Origin of the sequence: Kitasatospora sp. NPDC090091, assembly GCF_044747365.1 — a bacterium.
Taxonomy (GTDB): Bacteria; Actinomycetota; Actinomycetes; order Streptomycetales; family Streptomycetaceae; genus Kitasatospora.
In genome coordinates this window covers 19,781-38,766 of the sequence record NZ_JBIVDY010000018.1, presented here as the reverse complement: position 1 = coordinate 38,766, position 18,986 = coordinate 19,781, and the positions used below count along the sequence as shown (strand labels likewise).

10 protein-coding genes are annotated in these 18,986 nt (G+C 72.8%); 6 read left to right on the top strand and 4 right to left on the bottom strand.

Annotation, left to right across the window (positions count from 1 at the left end):
* Positions 1 to 182 precede the first annotated feature (182 nt).
* Entirely contained in the window at positions 183 to 1,088 is a 906-nt protein-coding gene (locus ACIPSC_RS28105; protein WP_400829089.1) for an arginase family protein, read from the top strand.
* Between the two features lie 45 nt (positions 1,089 to 1,133).
* On the opposite strand, the gene ACIPSC_RS28100 is transcribed toward ACIPSC_RS28105, so the two are convergent.
* Together ACIPSC_RS28100 and ACIPSC_RS28095 are read right to left on the bottom strand one after the other, a co-directional pair.
* On the bottom strand, positions 1,134 to 1,850 hold the full coding sequence (locus ACIPSC_RS28100; RefSeq protein WP_400829087.1) for a flavodoxin family protein: 717 nt from the start codon (positions 1,848 to 1,850) through the stop codon (positions 1,134 to 1,136).
* A gap of 272 nt (positions 1,851 to 2,122) precedes the next feature.
* Positions 2,123 to 3,565 carry a glyceraldehyde-3-phosphate dehydrogenase gene (locus ACIPSC_RS28095; protein WP_400829085.1) on the bottom strand — a complete coding sequence of 481 codons (1,443 nt, stop codon included), beginning with the start codon at positions 3,563 to 3,565 and terminating at the stop codon, positions 2,123 to 2,125.
* 354 nt (positions 3,566 to 3,919) lie between these two features.
* Here ACIPSC_RS28095 and ACIPSC_RS28090 point away from each other — a divergent pair, with 354 nt between their 5' ends.
* The 5 genes from ACIPSC_RS28090 (at position 3,920) to ACIPSC_RS28070 (ending at position 9,488) form a co-directional block, all read left to right on the top strand.
* On the top strand, positions 3,920 to 4,294 hold the full coding sequence (locus ACIPSC_RS28090) for a cupin domain-containing protein (protein WP_400829083.1): 375 nt from the start codon (positions 3,920 to 3,922) through the stop codon (positions 4,292 to 4,294).
* Between the two features lie 88 nt (positions 4,295 to 4,382).
* A complete protein-coding gene (locus ACIPSC_RS28085; RefSeq protein ID WP_400829081.1) occupies positions 4,383 to 4,865 on the top strand; it encodes a MarR family winged helix-turn-helix transcriptional regulator in 483 nt (160 codons plus the stop codon).
* An 809-nt stretch (positions 4,866 to 5,674) separates the two neighbouring features.
* Positions 5,675 to 7,063, top strand: coding sequence for an ABC1 kinase family protein (locus ACIPSC_RS28080; protein ID WP_400829079.1), 1,389 nt, complete (start codon positions 5,675 to 5,677; stop codon positions 7,061 to 7,063).
* Between the two features lie 615 nt (positions 7,064 to 7,678).
* Entirely contained in the window at positions 7,679 to 8,353 is a 675-nt protein-coding gene (locus ACIPSC_RS28075; protein WP_400829077.1) for an RNA polymerase sigma factor, read from the top strand.
* A gap of 379 nt (positions 8,354 to 8,732) precedes the next feature.
* A complete protein-coding gene (locus ACIPSC_RS28070) occupies positions 8,733 to 9,488 on the top strand; it encodes a thioesterase II family protein (RefSeq protein WP_400829075.1) in 756 nt (251 codons plus the stop codon).
* A gap of 119 nt (positions 9,489 to 9,607) precedes the next feature.
* Here ACIPSC_RS28070 and ACIPSC_RS28065 read toward each other — a convergent pair whose 3' ends face one another.
* Together ACIPSC_RS28065 and ACIPSC_RS28060 are read right to left on the bottom strand one after the other, a co-directional pair.
* On the bottom strand, positions 9,608 to 10,759 hold the full coding sequence (locus ACIPSC_RS28065) for an acyl-CoA dehydrogenase family protein (RefSeq protein WP_400829073.1): 1,152 nt from the start codon (positions 10,757 to 10,759) through the stop codon (positions 9,608 to 9,610).
* Between the two features lie 17 nt (positions 10,760 to 10,776).
* Entirely contained in the window at positions 10,777 to 18,960 is an 8,184-nt protein-coding gene (locus ACIPSC_RS28060) for a type I polyketide synthase (protein ID WP_400829071.1), read from the bottom strand.
* Positions 18,961 to 18,986 lie beyond the last annotated feature (26 nt).

The following is an 18,986-nucleotide window of genomic DNA, read 5'->3' as shown; positions in this document are numbered from 1 at the left end:
ATCCTCCGGTCTGAAAGAACTCGCTCCGAGTCTTCGCCATGAGAACCGGTGATCGCGCGCAGTATTCCGCGGGGGGGCGCACCCGGCCCCGTCGGCGGGCCAACGATCGGCGGGCGAACGCCTGCGGGCGGCCGGAATCCGCCGGGCTCGCGCCCGTCCGGGCGGACGGCGATGATGGATGGATGCGGCGGGATCTCGTTGTGGTGGGCGCGCCGACCAGCGCGGGCAGCTACGCACCCGGCCAGGAGGCGGCCCCGGGCGTGCTGCGCGAGCTGGGCCTGATCGATCACCTGCGGGCGGCGGGCCGGCGGGTACGGGACGCCGGGGACGGGCCGCTGCACGTGTGGGCCCCGGACCCGCAGCACCCGCGGGCCCAGAACCTCGCGGCCGTGGTCCAGGCCGTCAAGGCGGCCGCCGACCACGTCGCCGGAGCGCTGGAGGAGGACGCGGACGTCCTGGTCATCGGCGGCAACTGCACCGTCGCGCTGGGCGTGATGGCGGCTCTCACGGCACGCGACCCGGACGCCGGCCTGCTCTACATCGACCGGCACTTCGATCTCAACACCCCCGCGAGCACCCGCGAGGGCGCCCTCGACTGGATGGGGCTCGCCCACGGACTGGACCTGCCCGGAGCCGCGGAGCCGCTGGCGGCCGCCTTCGCCCGCCGCCCGCTGCTCGCCCCGGACCGGCTCCACCTCCTCGGCATCGACCCCGAGGCCGCCACCCCCTGGGAACGCGAGCAGGCAAGCGGCCTCGGCCTGCGATGGGGCTCGCACGTCGATCTGGCCGCCGCACCGGCAGCCGAGGTGACCCGGGCCCTCGGCACGCTCCCGTCCGGTCCCCTGGCCGTGCACCTCGACGTCGACGTCCTGGACTTCACCGACGCGCCGCTCGCCGAGAGCACGGACGGCCGCAACAGCGGCCCCACCCTCGACGCCGTGTCCGAGGCCCTGGACACCGCCTGCCGGGACCCGCGCTTCCGAGCACTCTCGGTCTGCGAGCTCAACCCTTCCCGCGCCGCCGGCCACCCCGCCGTCCTCCACCGGTTCATCGCAAGCCTTCGACGCGCCCTGCGCGCAACCCCGTGAACCGCGGCCGAAACCTCAGGGCCTTCAGGTCCGGCGGCCCCGACCTCAGCGGTGCTCGGGGTTGTCGAAGTCGAAGCGGCAGCCGGCGTCCCACTCCGAGCGCTGGTTGCCGTGGGCGGGGATGCCACCGGCGTCCTTGAGCATCCGGGCGAGGTGCAGCTGGTTCCAGGTCATGAAGGTGGTGTTGCGGTTGGTGAAGTCGTTCTCCGGCCCGCCGGAGCCCGGGTCCAGGTAGGAGGGCCCGGGGCCCGCCTCGCCCACCCAGCCCGCGTCGGCCTGCGGCGGGACGGTGTACCCGAGGTGCTGGAGGCTGTAGAGGACGTTCATCGCGCAGTGCTTCGCGCCGTCCTCGTTCCCGGTGATCAGGCACCCGCCGACCCGGCCGTAGTACGCGTACTGGCCGCGCTCGTTCAGGATCGACGAGCAGGCGTACAGCCGCTCGATCACCTTCTTCATCACGGAGGAGTTGTCCCCCAGCCAGACCGGCCCGGCCAGCGTGAGGATGTCCGCGGCCATGACCTGCGAGTAGACCACCGGCCACTCGTCGGTCTCCCAGCCGTGCTCCGTCATGTCCGGCCAGACGCCGGTCGCGATGTCCAGGTCCACCGCCCGCAGCACCTCCACCCGGACGCCCTGGCGCTCCATGATGCCGGTGCTGACGTCGATCAGCCCCTGGGTGTGGCTGCGCTCGGGCGAGCGCTTCAGGGTGCAGTTGATCACTACGGCGCTCAGATCGTCATAGGTCACACCTGGCTCCGGCATGGGCACGCATCTCCTTCGGGCGGCTGCGGGCGGGCTCCGGGCGACGGTCCCGGTCCGTCTCCACTCCACCAGCACCCGGCACCCCACCGCCCGACCGGCTGCGCCACCTGCCGCACACCCCCACCCCGACGGGGTGCCCGCCCCGGCGCTGCGCGACCGGAAGGGGCCCGAAACACGTCGACGGCACCCGGAAGCCGTGGGGCTTCCGGGTGCCGTCGACGGACGAGGCCGGTCGGATCGCGTCAGGCCGCGTCAGACCGCTTCGGGCCCGGTCAGACCGCCGGGGCCGGGTAGGTCGGGTACTCGACGCCGGAGACGTGCCGGACGACCCGGATGACCTGGCACGAGTAGCCGAACTCGTTGTCGTACCACAGGTAGAGGATCGCGTTGTCGCCGTCGACCTTGAGGGCGCCGGCGTCGACGATCGACGCGTGGCGCGAGCCGATGAAGTCGCTCGACACCGCGTCGGGGGCGGTGATGAAGTCGATCTGGCGCTTCAGCGGCGAGGTCAGCGAGACGTTGCGGAGGTAGTCGAGGACCTCCTCGCGGTTGGTCGCGCGGGCCAGCTGCAGGTTGAGGATCGCGATCGAGACGTCCGGCACGGGGACGCGGATCGAGCTTCCGCTGATCTTCGCCTTGAGCTCCGGCAGGGCCTTGGCGACGGCCGAGGCGGCACCGGTCTCGGTGATCACCATGTTCAGCGGTGCCGAGCGGCCGCGACGGTCGGCCTTGTGGTAGTTGTCCAGCAGGTTCTGGTCGTTGGTGAACGAGTGGACGGTCTCCACGTGGCCGCGCAGCACGCCGTACTCGTCGTCCATCGCCTTCAGCGGCGGAACGATCGCGTTGGTGGTGCAGGAGGCGCAGGACAGGATCTGCTCGTCCGGCTTGATCGTGTCGTGGTTGACGCCGTGCACGATGTTCGGGACGTCGCCCTTGCCCGGGGCGGTCAGGACGACCTTGTCGATGCCGGGGCGGAGGTGCTTGGACAGCCCCTCGCGGTCACGCCACTTCCCGGTGTTGTCGATGAGGATGGCGTCCTTGATGCCGTACGCCGTGTAGTCGACCTCGGACGGGTCGTTGGCGTAGATCACCTTGATCTCGTTGCCGTTGGCGACGATCGTGCTGTTCGCCTCGTCAACGGTGATGGTGCCCTGGAACTGGCCGTGGATGGAGTCGCGACGCAGCAGCGAGGCGCGCTTGACGATGTCCTGGTCGCCGCCCTGGCGGACCACGATGGCCTTCAGGCGCAGGCCGTTGCCGGAGGCCTTCTCGATCAGCAGGCGGGCGACGAGGCGGCCGATGCGGCCGAAGCCGTAGAGGACGACGTCACGCGAGCCGCCGCGCTCGATCTTGTTCGCGCCCGTGGCACCGATGACGGCCTCGGCGGTGAACTCCTCCACCGAGAGACCGCGGCTGTCGGCCCTGTAGGTCGCGGCGAGCATGCCGATGTCGATCTGCGAGGGGCCGAGATCGAGGGCGGTGAGGGCCTGGAGGAAGGGCAGCGTCTCGGTGACCGAGAGCTCCTCGCCGGCGATCTGGCGGGCGAAGCGGTGGGTCTTGAGGATGCTGACCACCGACTTGTTCACCAGCGAGCGGCTGTGAACCAGGACGGTGACGTCCCTCTCCCGGTGCAGTCGGCCGATGATCGGAATCATCGACTCCGCGATCTCCTCGCGGTTCATCCAGTCCGTGAACACGTCGTCGTTGACAGTCACAAGTCCATCTTTCGAGCTGAGGGTGTTGTCTCCATGTTAGCTTTGACCATTTTCGATCACTGCGGCGGACCCCCTCTGAGCATGGGCTTCCCCCCGCCGCACCCCGCGATGCCGCCGCCCCGCGCCCGGCCGCCCCACCATCATGCGTATGCGAACCCATCCGCACCCCCCTCGCTCCGGAGTGATCGCGGGCCGCCCCGCAGACCATGAGTAAAGTCTCTTTACATGCGTGAGTAAACCTGCTTTCCTAACGGTGAGCCGCTCACGGCCGCCGCTCCCGGCGCAGCGCCGGGGCCGTGCAGCCGCCGCCTCGGCGCGGCACGCCACGTCACGCAACGTCACGAAAGAGGGCCCATGCACGTCATCTCCGAGACCGCCGAACGCACCACCCACAACGCCTCCGGCCTCGCCGCCGCACTCGCCGGCCCGAGCCGGGGCAGCGAGCAGGTCAGCACCTGGCGGGTCGAGATGGAGCCCGGCACCGACTCCCCCGTCCATCAGATCGACCGGGACCAGGTCTGGATGCCCATCGCCGGCACCTTCGAGTTCGTCGTCGACGAGGAGACCGCGCTGGTCGACAGCGGCCAGGCCCTCGTCGTCCCGGCCGACCGCACCCGCGTCTTCCGCGCCGTCGGCGGCCGGGCGCAGGCCCTGGTCGCCATGGCCGCCGGCGGCACCGCCGCCGCCCCCGGCAGCGACGAGCGCATCCCGCTCCCCTGGGCCCGGTGAGGGAGCCGGCCCCCGGCCGGGCGAGGGAGCCGGCTCCCCGGCCGGGCGACGGGCCGACCGAGTAGAGCGGCTGGATACGTCTGTCACCATGAGGAGCGTGGACACCGACGACCCCCTCGCCCACTCCGAGCTGACCTTCCTCCTGGGCTTGGCCTTCCAGCTGGTGCTGTCCGAGTTCGTCCGCCGCGTCGAGGCCGCCGGCCACGACGACCTGCGTCCCATGCACGGCTTCGCCTTCCAGGCGCTCCGGGGCCCCGGCCTCACCAGCACCGAACTCGCCGACCGGCTCGGTGTCACCAAGCAGGCCGCCGGCCAGATCGTCGACGAGCTGGAGAAGGGCGGCTACGTCCAGCGCCGACCCCACCCCGCGGGCGGCCGCCGCAAGTTGGTGGTCCTCACCGACAAGGCCCACCAACACCTCACGGTCGCCGGCGGCATCCTGCACGGCCTGGAGGCCGAGCTGGCGGACGACCTCCGCCGGCGCGGCCTCACCCTCCCGCGCGCCGAACTCGCCGCCCTCGTCCGCTCCCTGGCCGGCGACCGCCTCCCACCGCTCCGCCCCAGCTGGTGACCGGCCACCTCCGCCCGCCCGCCGGCCCGCGGCCGATCGCCGGCCCGTAGCCGATCGCCGCCCGCCTTCTCCGCCGGGCCGGCGCGGCGGCCGCCCGCGTACGTTCCCGCAGCGCCCGCCCGATCATTTCGTGCAATGTTGAACCGGTTGAATGCCGCGGTATCCGGACGCACAATGCGGCCGAAACCCTTTGCCCGTGGATTGGCCGGTTTTGACCCAGCAGCGTGCGGCCGCCGCGCGCCGGCCTCGGCGAACCGCACCCCGGGGAAGGGTGGAACCGTCCCGGAAGCACGCGGAAGCCGCAGGTCGCGGGCGGACCGCAGCCCGCCCGGACGACCACCTCCGGGAACAGCCACCCCGTACGCCCAAGCTGGCTGTTTTCAGCCACACTTGACTAACCCTTGGGCGTTGGAAATCATCGAGGAGACGGTGACCGGGTTCACCGACGGGGAGGATCGGGGTTCCGGAAGATCCACGACCGGTTCCGTCCGGCTGCGGTATTTCGGGGGGCCGGGGCGCAATTTCCGTGCGGAATTGTCCGGCGGCCGGCGCGACGTCCGGGTACCGGCCGGAGAAGTCGCCGTGAGGTGTATCCACGGCGCCTTCGGGCGGATCAGAGAGGGTGAGGACGGCTGCCACCTGCGGCCGGGTCCCCGCCGACCGAGAGGGAGAGGCACTGTGGACACCGAAGGCGGAACGCCCACGGCCAAGACAGGCCCCAGGCCGGCCGTGCTGCCCGAGGGAGTGCCGCCGGCCGTGCTGCCCGACGGAGTGCGGGCCCTCCTCTCCGACGCCGGCGGTGCAGTCCGGTGAGCGACCTGCCGAAGGGCTCGGTGCGAAGGTTCCTGAAGGTGGCGTCACTGCCGCTCGGATACGCGGGGCGCACCGCCTTCGGGGTGACGAAGCGGCTCGCGGGCGGCGCCGAGGACCTGATCAGGACCGAGATCGAGGAACGCACCGCCAAGCAGCTCTTCGCCGTCATCGGTGAACTCAAAGGCGGGGCGCAGAAGTTCGCCCAGGTTCTCAGCGTGATGGAGAGCGCCCTGCCGGAGAACCTCGTACGGCCCTACCGGGCGGCGCTGACCAGTCTGCAGGAGGCGGGACCGTCCCTGCCGGCCCGTACGGTGCACGCCGTGCTGCGCGAGCACCTGGGGGACGACTGGCGTGAGCTGCTGACGGAGTTCGCCGACCGGCCGGTGGCGACCGCCTCCATCGGCCAGGTGCACCGGGGCCGTTGGCACGACGGCAGGGACGTCGCGATCAAGGTCCAGCACCCCGGCGCCGCCGACGCCCTCTCCTCCGACTTCGATCAACTGACCCGGATGGGCTGGATCATCGACCGGGTGACGGGCGGCGAGCTCAAGGTCAACGAGGTGGTGACGGAGCTGCGCGAGCGGATGGCGGAGGAGCTGGACTACCTCCTGGAGGCCGACTCCCAGGCCGCGTTCGCGGAGGCCTTCGCCGACGACCCGGACTTCTTCGTGCCCCGCGTGGTCAAGGCCACCGAACGCGTCCTGGTGACCGAGTGGATGGACGGCACGCCGGCCTCCGCCGTCATGGCCGACGGCGACCAGGCGGACCGGGACCGGCTGGGACTGCTGCTCACGCGGTTCAACCACGCGGGGCCGAACCGCTGCGGCATGCTGCACGCCGACCCGCACCCGGGGAACTTCCGCCTCACCGGCGACGGCCGGCTCGGGGTGCTCGACTTCGGCGCCGTGGCCCGGCTGCCCGACGGCCCGGTGCCGTGGATGGGCCGGATGATGCGGGCCTGCGCCGACGGCGACACGGAGCGGATGGTCGGGGTGATGCGGGAGGTGGGGCTGCTCAAGGACCGCAAGGGCGACAAGGGCGACGCGGCCGGGGAGGCCGAGGACTGGGGCCGGCTGCACCGCTCGCTGGAGATGCTCGTGCAGCCGCTGGCCGAGGAGGTCTTCGCCTTCGACCGGGAATGGATGCGCGAGGCCGTGCGCAGGGCCACGCTCACCAAGGACGCGGAGATCCTCCGGGACCGCATGGAGACGATGCCGGAACACGTGCTCATGCATCGGGTGTGGATGGCCGAACTGGCCATGCTCAGTCAGCTCGGCGCCCGGATTCCCTACCGGGCGGAGGCCATTGCCGGAATGCCGGGCTTCGCGCTCGACCCCTCCGGGTCCGGTTCGCCCGCCCCGCGTCCCGATGGCCCCACCCCGTGAACAGGGCGGGCGGACGCGGCCTCGGCGGGCGGACGCGCGCCCGGCCGCCCGTGCCGCCGGGTCCCCGGACGGCGGCCGGAACGCCGGTGGGACGATCACCGCGGAAGCGGGGGCCGGCGTGATCCGAATCACCTCCGCCGAGTTCCGCCTTTCGCTTCGCCGGCCGGCCCCGCCACCGGAATTCCGACCACCGCGGGGAGCTCCGCCGGCTGCGTATTTCACGGGCCGGGAAACCACTCGATCCGGCCTCACCACTCCCACCTGGTGTTCTTTGTTCCGCATAGCAGCGCCGCCTTTCCGGCGGCCTGGCGTGTGCGGTTCCCGGGCCCCGGGAATCGGCCTGCCGGCACCATCCGAAAAGGGCTAAGCGGAAGCCGGATTCCCCTTCTTGACAGCGCGCCGTCCACCGCCCCCGCCAACTCCACCGGGTTTCGTCCGTGCAAATGCGACCGTTGACATCACACCCCTGGGGCGCCGTATAGTTGGCGGCTGTAGCGCCATTCCAGCAGTTGTTGAGACGCGACGCTATGCCTACTCATGGTGAGTCGTCAGCTGTGCACAGCCGTCCGGGATCGGCCGGCGGGACGAACACATGAGAGCGACGGGGGATAGAACATGAAGGCTCTTGCTCTGCATCGTCTTGTCGACGAATGCCTGGCCGGGAACCAGGACAGCTGGAACCAGATCGTCGACAGTTACACACCACTGATTTGGGCCATCGTCCGGGGACACCGACTTTCCACGGCCGACTGCGAAGACGTCATCCAGACGACCTGGCTGCGGGTGATCCAGCACCTGGGCCAGCTCAGGGACCCGGAGAAGCTGGCGCACTGGCTCTCGGCGGCGGCGCGCCGCGAGAGCCTCAAGCACATCCGGAGGTCCGGGCGGAGCACACCCGCCGACGAGCCCGAGGTGTTCGACCGCCCCGAGCCGTCCGAGAACCAGCCGGAGGAAGAGGCGCTCAAGCAGGAGACGCGCGACGAGGTCCTGCTCGCCTACTGCTCGCTCTCGCCCAAGTGCCAGGCGCTGCTCGGACTGCTGGTGGCCGACCCTCCCATGTCGTACGACGAGGTCAGCGCCACACTGGGGATACCCCGCGGATCCATCGGCCCCTTCAGGAGCCGGTGCCTGAAGCACCTGGAGCGTGCCATGGCCGTCGAGGCCGACCGCTCCGAGCGTGCGCGGGAACTGTTCGACACCATCAAGGGGATGGGCCTGCGGGCCTTCGCCCTGGAGAGCGGGGCCGGACTAGGCACGGCCGGCGGCGGCAGCCGAGTGACGGTCGGCTGACCCGGCCGGCCCGGCGCCCGGGGCGACGCACGCATCACCGTTCGTCACGGCTTCGTGCGCAATGAACGGGAAGAGGGCTTTCGCATTTTCGAGCGCTCTGGAAGTGGGTTGCCCGACCGCCTCCGCCAACTTCTCCAGCGCCGCACCACCGACATCTTCCACCCTGCTCACCTCCACCATTTAGTTCATCCCTTAACTACGCACTCCAGGGTAGGGCAAAGTTCACCGAACGACAATCCGTCGGGCATTGTCGGGATTCGGACCTTCACATTTCGGCCGCCGCCGGGGAGAAGCCCGGGCGGCCGGCCGCCTCGTTTCACGGTGACATCTCCCGGCCATGTGCCGGCAATGTCGCGTTCCAGCACTCCATGGGGACAACATGAGCGATTCGATCACGCAGACCGGCGACTGGCTGCGCCGATTCCACCCGGCCGACGCGGCCCCGACCCGACTGGTGTGTTTTCCGCATGCAGGCGGTTCGGCCACCTACTACTTTCCGGTGTCCCAGGCCCTTTCACCCTCCGTCGACGTGATCGCCGTGCAATACCCGGGCCGACAGGACCGGCGCGGCGAGGAACCGATCGACGACGTCTGCAAGCTGGCCGACATCCTGGCCGACGTGCTGCAGCCCTGGACGGACCGTCCGCTCGCGCTCTTCGGACACAGCCTCGGCGCGACCCTCGCCTACGAGGTCGCCCTCCGGCTGGAGGCCGGGGGCGTCGACCCGGTCACGCTGTTCGCGTCCGGCCGGCGGGCACCCGCCTGCCACCGGGAAGGCAGCAAGGTCTACCTGAGCGACGACGCGACGCTGCTCGACACCATCAAGAAGCTCAGCGGCACCAGCCCGCAGCTGCTGGAGGACGACGAGCTGATGCGCAGTCTGCTGCCGGCCATCCGGGCCGACTACAAGGCGGCCGAGACCTACCGCCGGCAGCCCGCGGCGCCGCTGCTGCGCTGTCCGGTGATCACGCTGACGGGTGACATCGACCCGGAGGTCACCCGCGCCGAGGCCGAGGCGTGGGAGAGCCACACCACGGGCGCCTTCGCGCTGCACGAGTACGCCGGCGGCCACTTCTACCTCAACGACCACGCGCCGGCCGTGATCGCCCGCATCCGCGAGGCGCTCGTCCGCTGACACCGGCCGCGCCCGCACGTCGGGCCGGTCACCGGCCCGGCGCCGGAGCAGGACCGGAGCGAGGGCAGGACCGGAGCGGGGGCACCCCGGCCACAGGGCCCGGGGTGCCCCCGCTTCCGTCATGTCCGGCGCAGCACCGGAACCACGTAGCGGCCGAAGACCAGCTCGCGCATGACCTCGTCGCCGCCCTCGACGATGGACACGTAGCGGATGTCCCGGAGCAGCTTCCCGATCGGCAGGTCGTGGGTGTAGCCGAGACCCCCGAACATCTCCGAGCCCGCGCTCGCGACGCTCCAGCCCGTCTGGCCGCAGAACATCTTGGCCGTCAGCGCCGACTTGAGCGTGCCCTGGCGGGCGAACAGCGCGGCCGCGTCGGGGTCCGTCATGATCCTGTCGAAGTCACGGGCCGCCCTGAGCAGGTGACTCTTCATGACGTCGATCTGCATCTCCATCTGGCCCAGCTGCTGTGCGAACACCGGGCTGTCGAGGAGGGTGCCGTCGCGGAACGGCTTGGCCTTCGCGTAGAGCATGCAGTGGTCACGGACCCGGCGGGCGATGCCGAGCGCCGTCGCCGCGATCAGGATGCGGCTGGCGTTGAGGCCGATTTCGAGCAGCCTGAGCCCGGACCCCTCCAGCTGGTTGCCCGCGGGCACCCGGACCCGGTCCAGGCTCACCTGGTAGGTGTGGGAGGCCCGCAGGCCGATGACGTCCCACCGCTTGACGATCTCGACCCCGGGGGTGTCCCTCGGGACCACCACCGCGAGGTACTCCTCCGGGTTGTCCGCCGCCCGGGCGATGACGACCAGGAAGTCCGCGAAGTCCGTGTTGGTGGAGAAGAACTTCTCACCGGTGATGACGAGGTCGCCCCCCTCCCGGGTGGCCACCGTCTCGATCTTGTTGAGCTCGCTGCCGGCGGTGCGCTCGCTGCCCAGCGTGGCGCAGAAGGAGCCGCGCTCCGCCATCGGCCTGAGGTACCGGGCCTTCAGGTCGTCGGACCCGTACAGCTGCACCATGGTGGTGCCGAGGACGGAGATGAACAGCGTGAACGCGACACCCGCGTCGCCGTAGGCGATCTCGTTGACGATCTCGACGCCGTCCTCCAGACCGAGGCCCCGGCCGCCGAGTTCCTCCGGCAGCCACCAGTTGGCCAGCCCCGTCTCGCGGAACTTCTCGTACACCTCCGAGGGCTTCTCGGCCAGCTCGTCCAGCTGGCCCGCATCGCCGGACAGCTCCGCCTTGACGAATCGCCGGACGGTCTTCAGGTCTTCCATGGTCATCATTTCACCGTTCATTCGGAGTAGGCCCGCTGGACGAGAGCCGCGATGTCCATCGCGTCGATCTCCTCGTCGAGCTCCTCGATCGCTTCTGCTTCTGCGTCTTCCGTTCGCTCAGGTGCGGGACCGTCCTCGGGGAACAGCCGGTCCCGCAGGTGCTCCGCCAGCGCGACCGGGGTCGGGTAGTTGAAGACGACGGTCGCGGGGATCTCCACGCCCGTGTCCGTGCGGACGTGGTTGCGGAACTCGACACCGCTCAGGGAGTCGAACCCGATCTCCTTGAAGGACATCTCGCCCTCGATGTCGTCGGTGGACGGGTAGCCCAGCACCAGGGCCGCCGTCGACAGCAGCAGCTCCAGCAGCGCCTCCGAGCGTTCCCCGGACGACAGCTCGGCCAGTCGCCGCACGAATGCCGGCCCGTCGTCCCCGCCGACCGGCTCGGGCCCGGGGGCCGCCGTGACCATCCCGCGGAGCAGCGCCGGTACCGCCTTCTGCTGCTGCAGCGCCGTCCTGTCGAGCGCGACGGGAACCAGCAGGGCCGTGCCGAGGGCGAGCGCGGTGTCGAACAGCGCGGTCCCCTCCGCCGCGGCGAGCGGCACCATGCCGGCCCGCCGGAAGCGCGCCAGGTCGGCGTCGCCGAGCGTGCCCGCCATGCCGAGCTCCCAGGGACCCCACGCGAGCGAGGTCGCGGGCAGGCCCGCCGCCCTGCGGTACGCCGCCAGGGCGTCGAGGAACGTGTTGGCCGCGGCGTAGTTCGCCTGGCCCGCCGTCCCGACCGCGCCGGCGACGGACGAGTACAGCACGAACGCCGACAGGGGGAGGTCCTTCGTCAGCTCGTGCAGGTGCCACGCAGCGTCGGCCTTGGGCCGGAACACCCCGTCGAGCTGCTCCGGCGTCATGGACTCCACGCCGCCGTCGTCGAGCACGCCCGCCATGTGGACGACCGCGGTCAGCGGCGCCTCCGGCGCGACGCCTCCGATCACCGCGGCCAGGGCGGCGAGGTCGGACACGTCGCAGGCGGTGACGGTGACCGCCGCACCGAGCCTGGTCAGCTCCTCGGCCAGGTCGGCGGCGCCCGGCGCGGCGGGCCCGCGCCGGCTGAGCATCAGCAGGTTCCGCACACCGTGCTCGGCAACCAGGTGCCGGGCGAACAGCGCGCCGAGACCACCGGTCGCGCCGGTGAGCAGCACCGTCCCGCTGCCCAGCACCGGGCCGCCGGCCGCCGACGGCGACGCCGTCACCGGTGCGAGGCGCGGTGCGTGGGCGACGCCGTGGCGTACGGCGATCTGCGGCTCGCCGGACAGGTCCAGCGCACGGAGGGTGCGCAGCGACTCCTCGTGGCCGTCGGTGTCGACGAGCACGAAGCGGTCCGGGTGCTCCGCCTGGACCGACCGGACCAGGCCCCACACCGGGGCGGCGGCCAGGTCGGGCGTCTCGTCCTCGGAGACGGCGACGGCATTGCGGGTCACGATGACCCGCCGGTCCGTGCCGAGCCCGTCGTGCAGCCAGGTCCGCACCTGGGCCAGCACCTCGTGCGCGGTGGCCCGGGCGGTGCCGGGGACGTCCTCGTCCCCGGCCGCCGTCACGTACGTGAACCGGTCCTCCGGCAGTACTCGGCCGGGCTCGGCCGGGGCGGACAGCCGCGTCCACTCGACGGCGAACAGGCTGTCGGCCGTCGCTCCCGCGGCCAGCTGTGCCGCGGAGGCCGGCATGAGCGCCAGCGAGTCGACGGACAGGACCGGAGCGCCGCTCGGGCCGGTGATCCGCAGCGCCACCTCGTGGGTGCCGGTGCGTGCGACGTGGACGCGCAGGTCCGTTCCGCCGTCGCCGTGGAGCCGCACCCCGGAGAAGGAGTACGGCAGGAGCACCTGTCCGGCGTCCGCGCCGGCGAGCAGCGACAGCACCGGGTGCAGGGCCGCGTCCAGCAGCGCGGGGTGGACGGCGAACCCGGCCTCGGCGTGCGGCACGCCGTCCGGGAGCCGGATCTCGCCGTACGCCTCGTCCTCGGTCTGCCAGAGGCCGAGCAGGCCCCGGAAGGCGGGCCCGTACGCGTAGCCTCGCTCGGCGAGGCGGGGGTAGAGCTCGGCCGGGTCCACCGGTGTCGCCCCGGCCGGCGGCCGGGTGTGCGGCGCGGACTCCGTGGCGGGGGCCTGCGGCGCCTCGCCGGCGGCGAGCACTCCGGTGGCGTGCCGGGTCCACGACCGGGACCCGGCGGGCCGGGTGTGGAACCCGATCTCGCGCCGGCCCGAGCCGTCGGGGGCGCCGACGGTGATCTGCAGCTGGACCGGGTCGTCGCCGAGGACCAGCGGCGTCTGGAGGTTCAGCTCCTCGACGCGGCGGCACCCGGCCGCGTCCAGGGTCTGCAGTGCCATCTCCACGTAGGCCGTACCGGGGAGGACGGTCCGGCCGAATACGGCGTGGTCGGCCAGCCAGGTGTCGTCGGCGGGTGAGACCTGGCCGGTGAGGACGATCTGGTCGCCGACGGCGAGTTCGGTGACGGCCGAGAGCAGCGGGTGCCGGACGGCGTCGAGCCCGGTGCCCGTGACGGCGCCCCGCGGTGCCTCGCTCCGCACCCAGTAGCGCTGGCGGTCGAAGGCGTACGTGGGCAGGTCGACGTGCCGTCCGGCGCCGCCGACGGCGTCGAGGTAGGCGCGCCAGTCCACGGGCACGCCGGCGACGTGCATCCGGGCCAGCGCCTCGCCCAGGGAGCGGGATTCGGAGCGCGCCTTGCGGGCCAGCGGGATCGCGGGCGTGTCCGGTGCGACCTGGGCGAGGGTCTCCTGGGCCATGGCGGACAGCACGCCGTCCGGGCCGACCTCGACGAACGCCTCGACGCCGACGGCCACGGCGGCGCGCACGCCGTCGGAGAACCGCACGGCCTCGCGGACGTGGCGCACCCAGTACTCGGGGCGGTCCAGCTCGCCGGCCCCGGCCGGACCGCCGGTCACGTTCGAGATCACCGGGATGCGCGGGGCCGCGTACGAGAGCGACCGGGCCACCTGCTCGAACTCCGCCAGCATGGGCTCCATCAGCGGGGAGTGGAAGGCGTGCGAGACGCGCAGCCGCTGGGTCTTGTAGCCCGCGTCGGAGAACATGGACTCGATGTCGAGGACCACGTCCTCGGCGCCGGAGACGACGGTGGAGGTGGGGCCGTTGACCGCGGCGACCGAGGCGGAGTCCTCGTTGCCCTCCAGCGCCTCGTGGATCTCGTCCTCGTCGGCCTGGACGGCCACCATCGCACCGCCCCGGGGCAGCGCCTGCATCAGCCGGCCGCGTGCGGCGACCAGGCGGGCCGCGTCGGCGAGCGGGAACACGCCGGCCACGTGGGCGGCGGCGATCTCTCCGATGGAGTGTCCGATCAGGACGGCCGGCTCCGCGCCGAAGGATTCCAGCAGCCGGTACGCCGCCACCTCGAAGGCGAACAGCGCGGGCTGCGTCATCGCCGTCTCGTCGATCAGTGCGGCCCGGGCGGAGCCGGGCTCGGCACCGACGACCTCGTCGAGCGGGTGCTCCAGCAGCGGGGCCAACGCGTCCCGGACCTCGTTCCACGCCCGGGCGAACACGGGGAAGTCGCGGACCAGTTCGCGGCCCATGCCGAGCCGCTGGCTGCCCTGCCCGGAGAACAGGACGGCGACGGGCGGAGCGGCGCTCGCGGAGCCGACGACCAGGCCGGCGGCCCGGTCGCCCGCGGCCAGCGCGGTCAGGCCCGACATCAGTTCCGCCCGCCCGGCACCGAGCACCACCGCGCGGTGGTCGAGCACGGTCCGGCCGGTCGCGAGGGTCCGGGCGACGTCGGCCGTGCCGGGCGCCGGGTCGGCGGACAGGGCACCGGCCAGGCGCTCGGCCTGCGCGGTCAGGCCCGCCGCGGTCCGCGCGGACACCAGCCACGGCAGGACGCCGGCCGGCTCGGCGGAGGGCGGCTGCTCGTCGGGGTCGCCCTGCTCGACGATGACGTGGGCGTTGGTGCCGCTGATGCCGAACGAGGAGACGCCGGCGCGGCGCGGCCGGCCGGCGTCCGGCCAGGCACGCTGCTCGGTCAGCAGCTCCACGGCGCCCGCCGACCAGTCGACGTGCGAGGTCGGCGCGTCGGCGAACAGCGTCCTGGGCAGGACCCCGTGACGCATGGCCATGACCATCTTGATCACACCGGCGACGCCCGCGGCGGCCTGCGTGTGCCCGATGTTCGACTTGACCGACCCCAGCCACAGCGGCTGCGGGCGGTCCTCCCCGTACGTGGCCAGCAGGGCCTGCGCCTCGATCGGGTCGCCGAGCGAGGTGCCGGTCCCGTGCGCCTCCACCGCGTCGACGTCGGCCGTGTCCAGACCGGCACCGGCCAGCGCCTGCCGGATGACCCGCTCCTGCGACGGGCCGTTCGGAGCGGTCAGGCCGTTGCTCTCGCCGTCCTGGTTGATCGCGCTGCCCCGGAGCACCGCGAGCACCCGGTGGCCGTTGCGCCGGGCGTCCGAGAGCCGCTCCAGCACCAGCACGCCGACGCCCTCGGACCATCCGGTGCCGTCGGCCGCCTCGGAGAACGCCTTGCAACGGCCGTCCGCGGCAAGGCCCCCCTGCCGGGAGAACTCGACGAAGATGCCGGGCGTCGACATGACCGTCACGCCACCGGCAAGGGCCAGCGAGCAGTCCCCCGACCGCAGGGACTGCGCGGCCATGTGAAGAGCCACCAGCGACGACGAGCAGGCGGTGTCGACCGTCACGGCCGGGCCCTCGAAGCCGAACGTGTAGGCGACCCGGCCGGACACCACGCTGGCCGCGGCCCCGGTCAGGGCGTGCCCGGCCAGGTTCTCGGGGACCTCCCCCAGCCGCGGCAGGTAGTCCTGCCCCATCGCGCCCATGAACACGGCGGTCCGGCTGCGGCGCAGCCCCGCCGGGTCCTGGCCGGCACGCTCCAGCGCCTCCCAGGCCACTTCCAGCACCAGCCGCTGCTGCGGGTCCATCGAGGTCGCCTCGCGCGGGCTGATCCGGAAGAAGCCCGCGTCGAAGTCGCCCGCGTCGGGCAGGAACCCGCCGACCCGGGCGTAGTCCCCGCCGGCTGCGGCGGGCCAGCCGCGGTCCTGCGGGAACGGCGTGATCGCGTCGACGCCGTCGGCGACCAGCCGCCAGAGGTCCTCGGGCGAGGCCACCCCGCCGGGGTAGCGGCAGCCCATGCCGATGATCGCGATCGGGTCGTCGGAGAGCGCGGTGGAGCCGTCCCCGGCGGGGAGGCGGTCCGGCTGCTCGTGCCCGAACAGCTCGCCGTGCATGTGCCGCACGACGGCCCTCGGGGTCGGGTGGTCGAACAGCAGCGAGGTCGGCATGTGCAGACCCGCGGCCTCGTTGAGGCGGTCCCGCAGGTCGACGGCGGTCACCGAGTCGAAGCCGAGCTCCTTGAACGTGCTGTCCGCCTCGACGGAGGCCGGGTCGCTGTGCCCGAGCACGGCCGCCGCGTGCGAGCGGACCAGCCGCCACAGCTCCTGGTCGCCCGGGCGGGCGCCCGAGGCCGTCCCGGCCGGCCCGGACGCGCCGGGCTCTGCCGCCGCCTCGGCCCGGTCCGCCCGCTCGGGGCGCGCCACCGCCGGGGCCTCCGTCGTCAGGGCCGGCCGGACCGGCTCACCGCTGATCCAGAAGGGTTCGCGCTGGAACGCGTAGGTGGGCAGCTCCACCCGGCGCGCTCCGCCGAACAGGCTCCGCCAGTCGACCGCGACGCCCTTGGTGTACAGCTCGGCCATCGAGAGCAGCAGGCGGCGGACCTCGCCGTCGTCCCGGCGCAGCGTCCCCTGGGCGAGGACGCCGTCGACGGTGTCCCGGACCGCCATGGCCAGCACGGGGTGGGGGCTGATCTCCAGGAACACCTGGTGCCCGTCGCGCGCGGCCTGCCCCACGGTGTCCGCGAACCGGACCGTCCGGCGCAGGTTGGCGAACCAGTACTCTGGGCCGAGGTCCGCCGCGCCCAGCCGGCCGCCGGTGACCGTCGAGTAGAACGCGACGTCGGTGTCGGTCGCCGTGATACCCGCTGCGGCGGCCAGGGTCTCCGCCCGGACGGCCTCCACCTGCGGCGAGTGGGAGGGGAACCCGGTCCGGATGACCCGCGCGCGGATGCCGCGCGCCTCGCAGTCGGCGACGAGCTCGCGCACCGCGTCGCTCTCACCGGAGACCGTCACCGCACGGGGGCCGTTGACCGCCGCGATCGCCACCCGGCCGGTGTCGACGTCCTCGGGCGCCACCGCGAGGGACGCCATCTCCCCCAGGCCGACCAGGCCGCTGACGATGACCCGGCTGCGCCGGACGATCAGCCGGATGCCGTCGGCCAGGGACAGCATCCCCGCCGCGCAGAGGGCCGCGACCTCGCCCTGCGAGTGGCCGACGACGGCGTCGGGGGCGACGCCCACCGAACGCCACACCTCCGCCAGGGACACCATCACGGCGAACAGCGCGGGCTGCATGACGCCGACCTGCTCCAGGGCCGCCCCGTCGGCGAGGACGTCCCGCAGGGACCAGTCGGTCAGCTCGCCCAGCAGCCGCTCGCACTCGTCCATCCGGGCCGCGAACACCGGGTTCGACTCCCACAGGCCGAGAGCCATCCCGGCCCACTGCGAGCCCGCGCCGGGGAACACCCAGACCAGGCCCGTCCTGGCGGAGGCCTCACCCGTGACGACGTTCGCGGACGCCTCGCCCGCCGCCAGCGCGGCCAGGCCGTCGAGGAGTTCGGCGCGGTCCGCGGCGACGACCACCGCCCGGTGCTTCAGCGTGGCGCGGGTCGTCACGGTGGACCAGCCGACGTCGGCGGGCTCCAGGTCCGGGTCGGACTCCACCCGCTGCCGCAGCCGCTCCGCCTGGGCGCGCAGCGCCGCCGCGGACTTGGCGGACACGACGACGGGCACCGGGGAGGTGGCGGAGGAGGTGGCGGAGGAGGCTGCCGGCGCGCTGCCGGACGCGGTGCCGGGCTCCGGGTGGGCGCCGACGACGAGGTGGCAGTTGGTGCCGCCGATGCCGAAGGAGCTCACCCCGGCGAGCCGGTCACCCGTGGGCCACGGCCCCGTGGACGAGTTCACCCGGAGCTTCCACGCGTCCATCGGGATGGCCGGGTGCGGCTCGGCGAAGTTGAGGCTCGCCGGGAGCAGGCCGTGCTTCACCGACAGCGCGACCTTGATCAGGCCGACGATTCCGGCGGCCGGTTCGAGGTGCCCGATGTTGGTCTTCACCGACCCGACGAGCAGCGGCTGCCCGGGGTCGCGGCCCTCTCCGAACACCGCGCCGAGCGCGCCCGCCTCCACCGGGTCGCCCGCCCGGGTACCGGTGCCGTGCAGTTCGACGTACCGCACCTGATCGGGCGTCACGCCTGCCGTGGCGTGCGCCTCCCGCAGGAGGGCCTGCTGCGCGTCGCTGTCCGGGACGGTCAGGGCCTGGCCTGCGCCGTCGTGGTTGACCGCGCCGCCGATCAGGACGCAGTAGATCCGGTCGCCGTCCGCGACCGCGTCCGCCAGCTTCTTGAGGACGACCACGCCCGCGCCCTCGCCCCGGACGAATCCGTTGGCGCGGGCGTCGAAGGTGTAGCTGCGGCCGTCCGGGGAGAGCGCGCCCGCGCGGGCGAGGGGCAGCGCGCCCTCCGGCACCAGGTTCAGGTGGACGCCGCCGGCCAGGGCCAGCCGGGCCTCGCCCGAGCGCAGGCTCTCGGCGGCCAGGTGCACGGCGACGAGGGAGGAGGACTGTGCGGTGTCCACGACGAGGCTGGGCCCGTGGAGGTCGAACCAGTGGGAGATCCGGTTGGCGATCAGCCCACGGTTCAGCCCCGCCAGCGAGTGGTGGGACACCGCGCCGGGACCGTGCCGGTGCACCAGCGACATGTAGTCGTCGCCCGCGGCACCGATGAACACCGACGTCGTGCTGCCGCGCAGGCTGTCCGGCGTGGCACCGGCGTCCTCCAGCGCCGTCCAGCTCAGTTCGAGCGCGAGGCGCTGGCGCGGGTCCATCGCCTCGGCCTCACGCGGCGAGACCCCGAAGAACCCGGCGTCGAAGTCGGCCACGCCGTCCACGAACCCACCCCGCCGGTAACGGGCCAGCTCCGGTACGTCGTACCAGCGCTCCGCCGGCGCTTCGACGATCGCGTCGACGCCGTCCTGGAGCATCCGCCAGAAGGCGGGGACGTCGGCGGCCCCCGGGACCCGGCACGACATGCCCACGACGGCAACGGCTTGCTGATTCACTTCAGTCCTCTTCCCCGATGTGCTCG

Bases quoted from the DNA above. Each gene is read 5' to 3' on its own strand.
- ACIPSC_RS28085 (WP_400829081.1), top strand. From the start codon at position 4,383: ATGAGGAGCGTGGACACCGACGACCCCCTCGCCCACTCCGAGCTGACC.
- ACIPSC_RS28065 (WP_400829073.1), bottom strand. From the start codon at position 10,759: ATGGAAGACCTGAAGACCGTCCGGCGATTCGTCAAGGCGGAGCTGTCC.
- ACIPSC_RS28070 (WP_400829075.1), top strand. From the start codon at position 8,733: ATGAGCGATTCGATCACGCAGACCGGCGACTGGCTGCGCCGATTCCAC.
- ACIPSC_RS28075 (WP_400829077.1), top strand. From the start codon at position 7,679: ATGAAGGCTCTTGCTCTGCATCGTCTTGTCGACGAATGCCTGGCCGGG.
- ACIPSC_RS28100 (WP_400829087.1), bottom strand. From the start codon at position 1,850: ATGCCGGAGCCAGGTGTGACCTATGACGATCTGAGCGCCGTAGTGATC.
- ACIPSC_RS28090 (WP_400829083.1), top strand. From the start codon at position 3,920: ATGCACGTCATCTCCGAGACCGCCGAACGCACCACCCACAACGCCTCC.
- ACIPSC_RS28105 (WP_400829089.1), top strand. From the start codon at position 183: ATGCGGCGGGATCTCGTTGTGGTGGGCGCGCCGACCAGCGCGGGCAGC.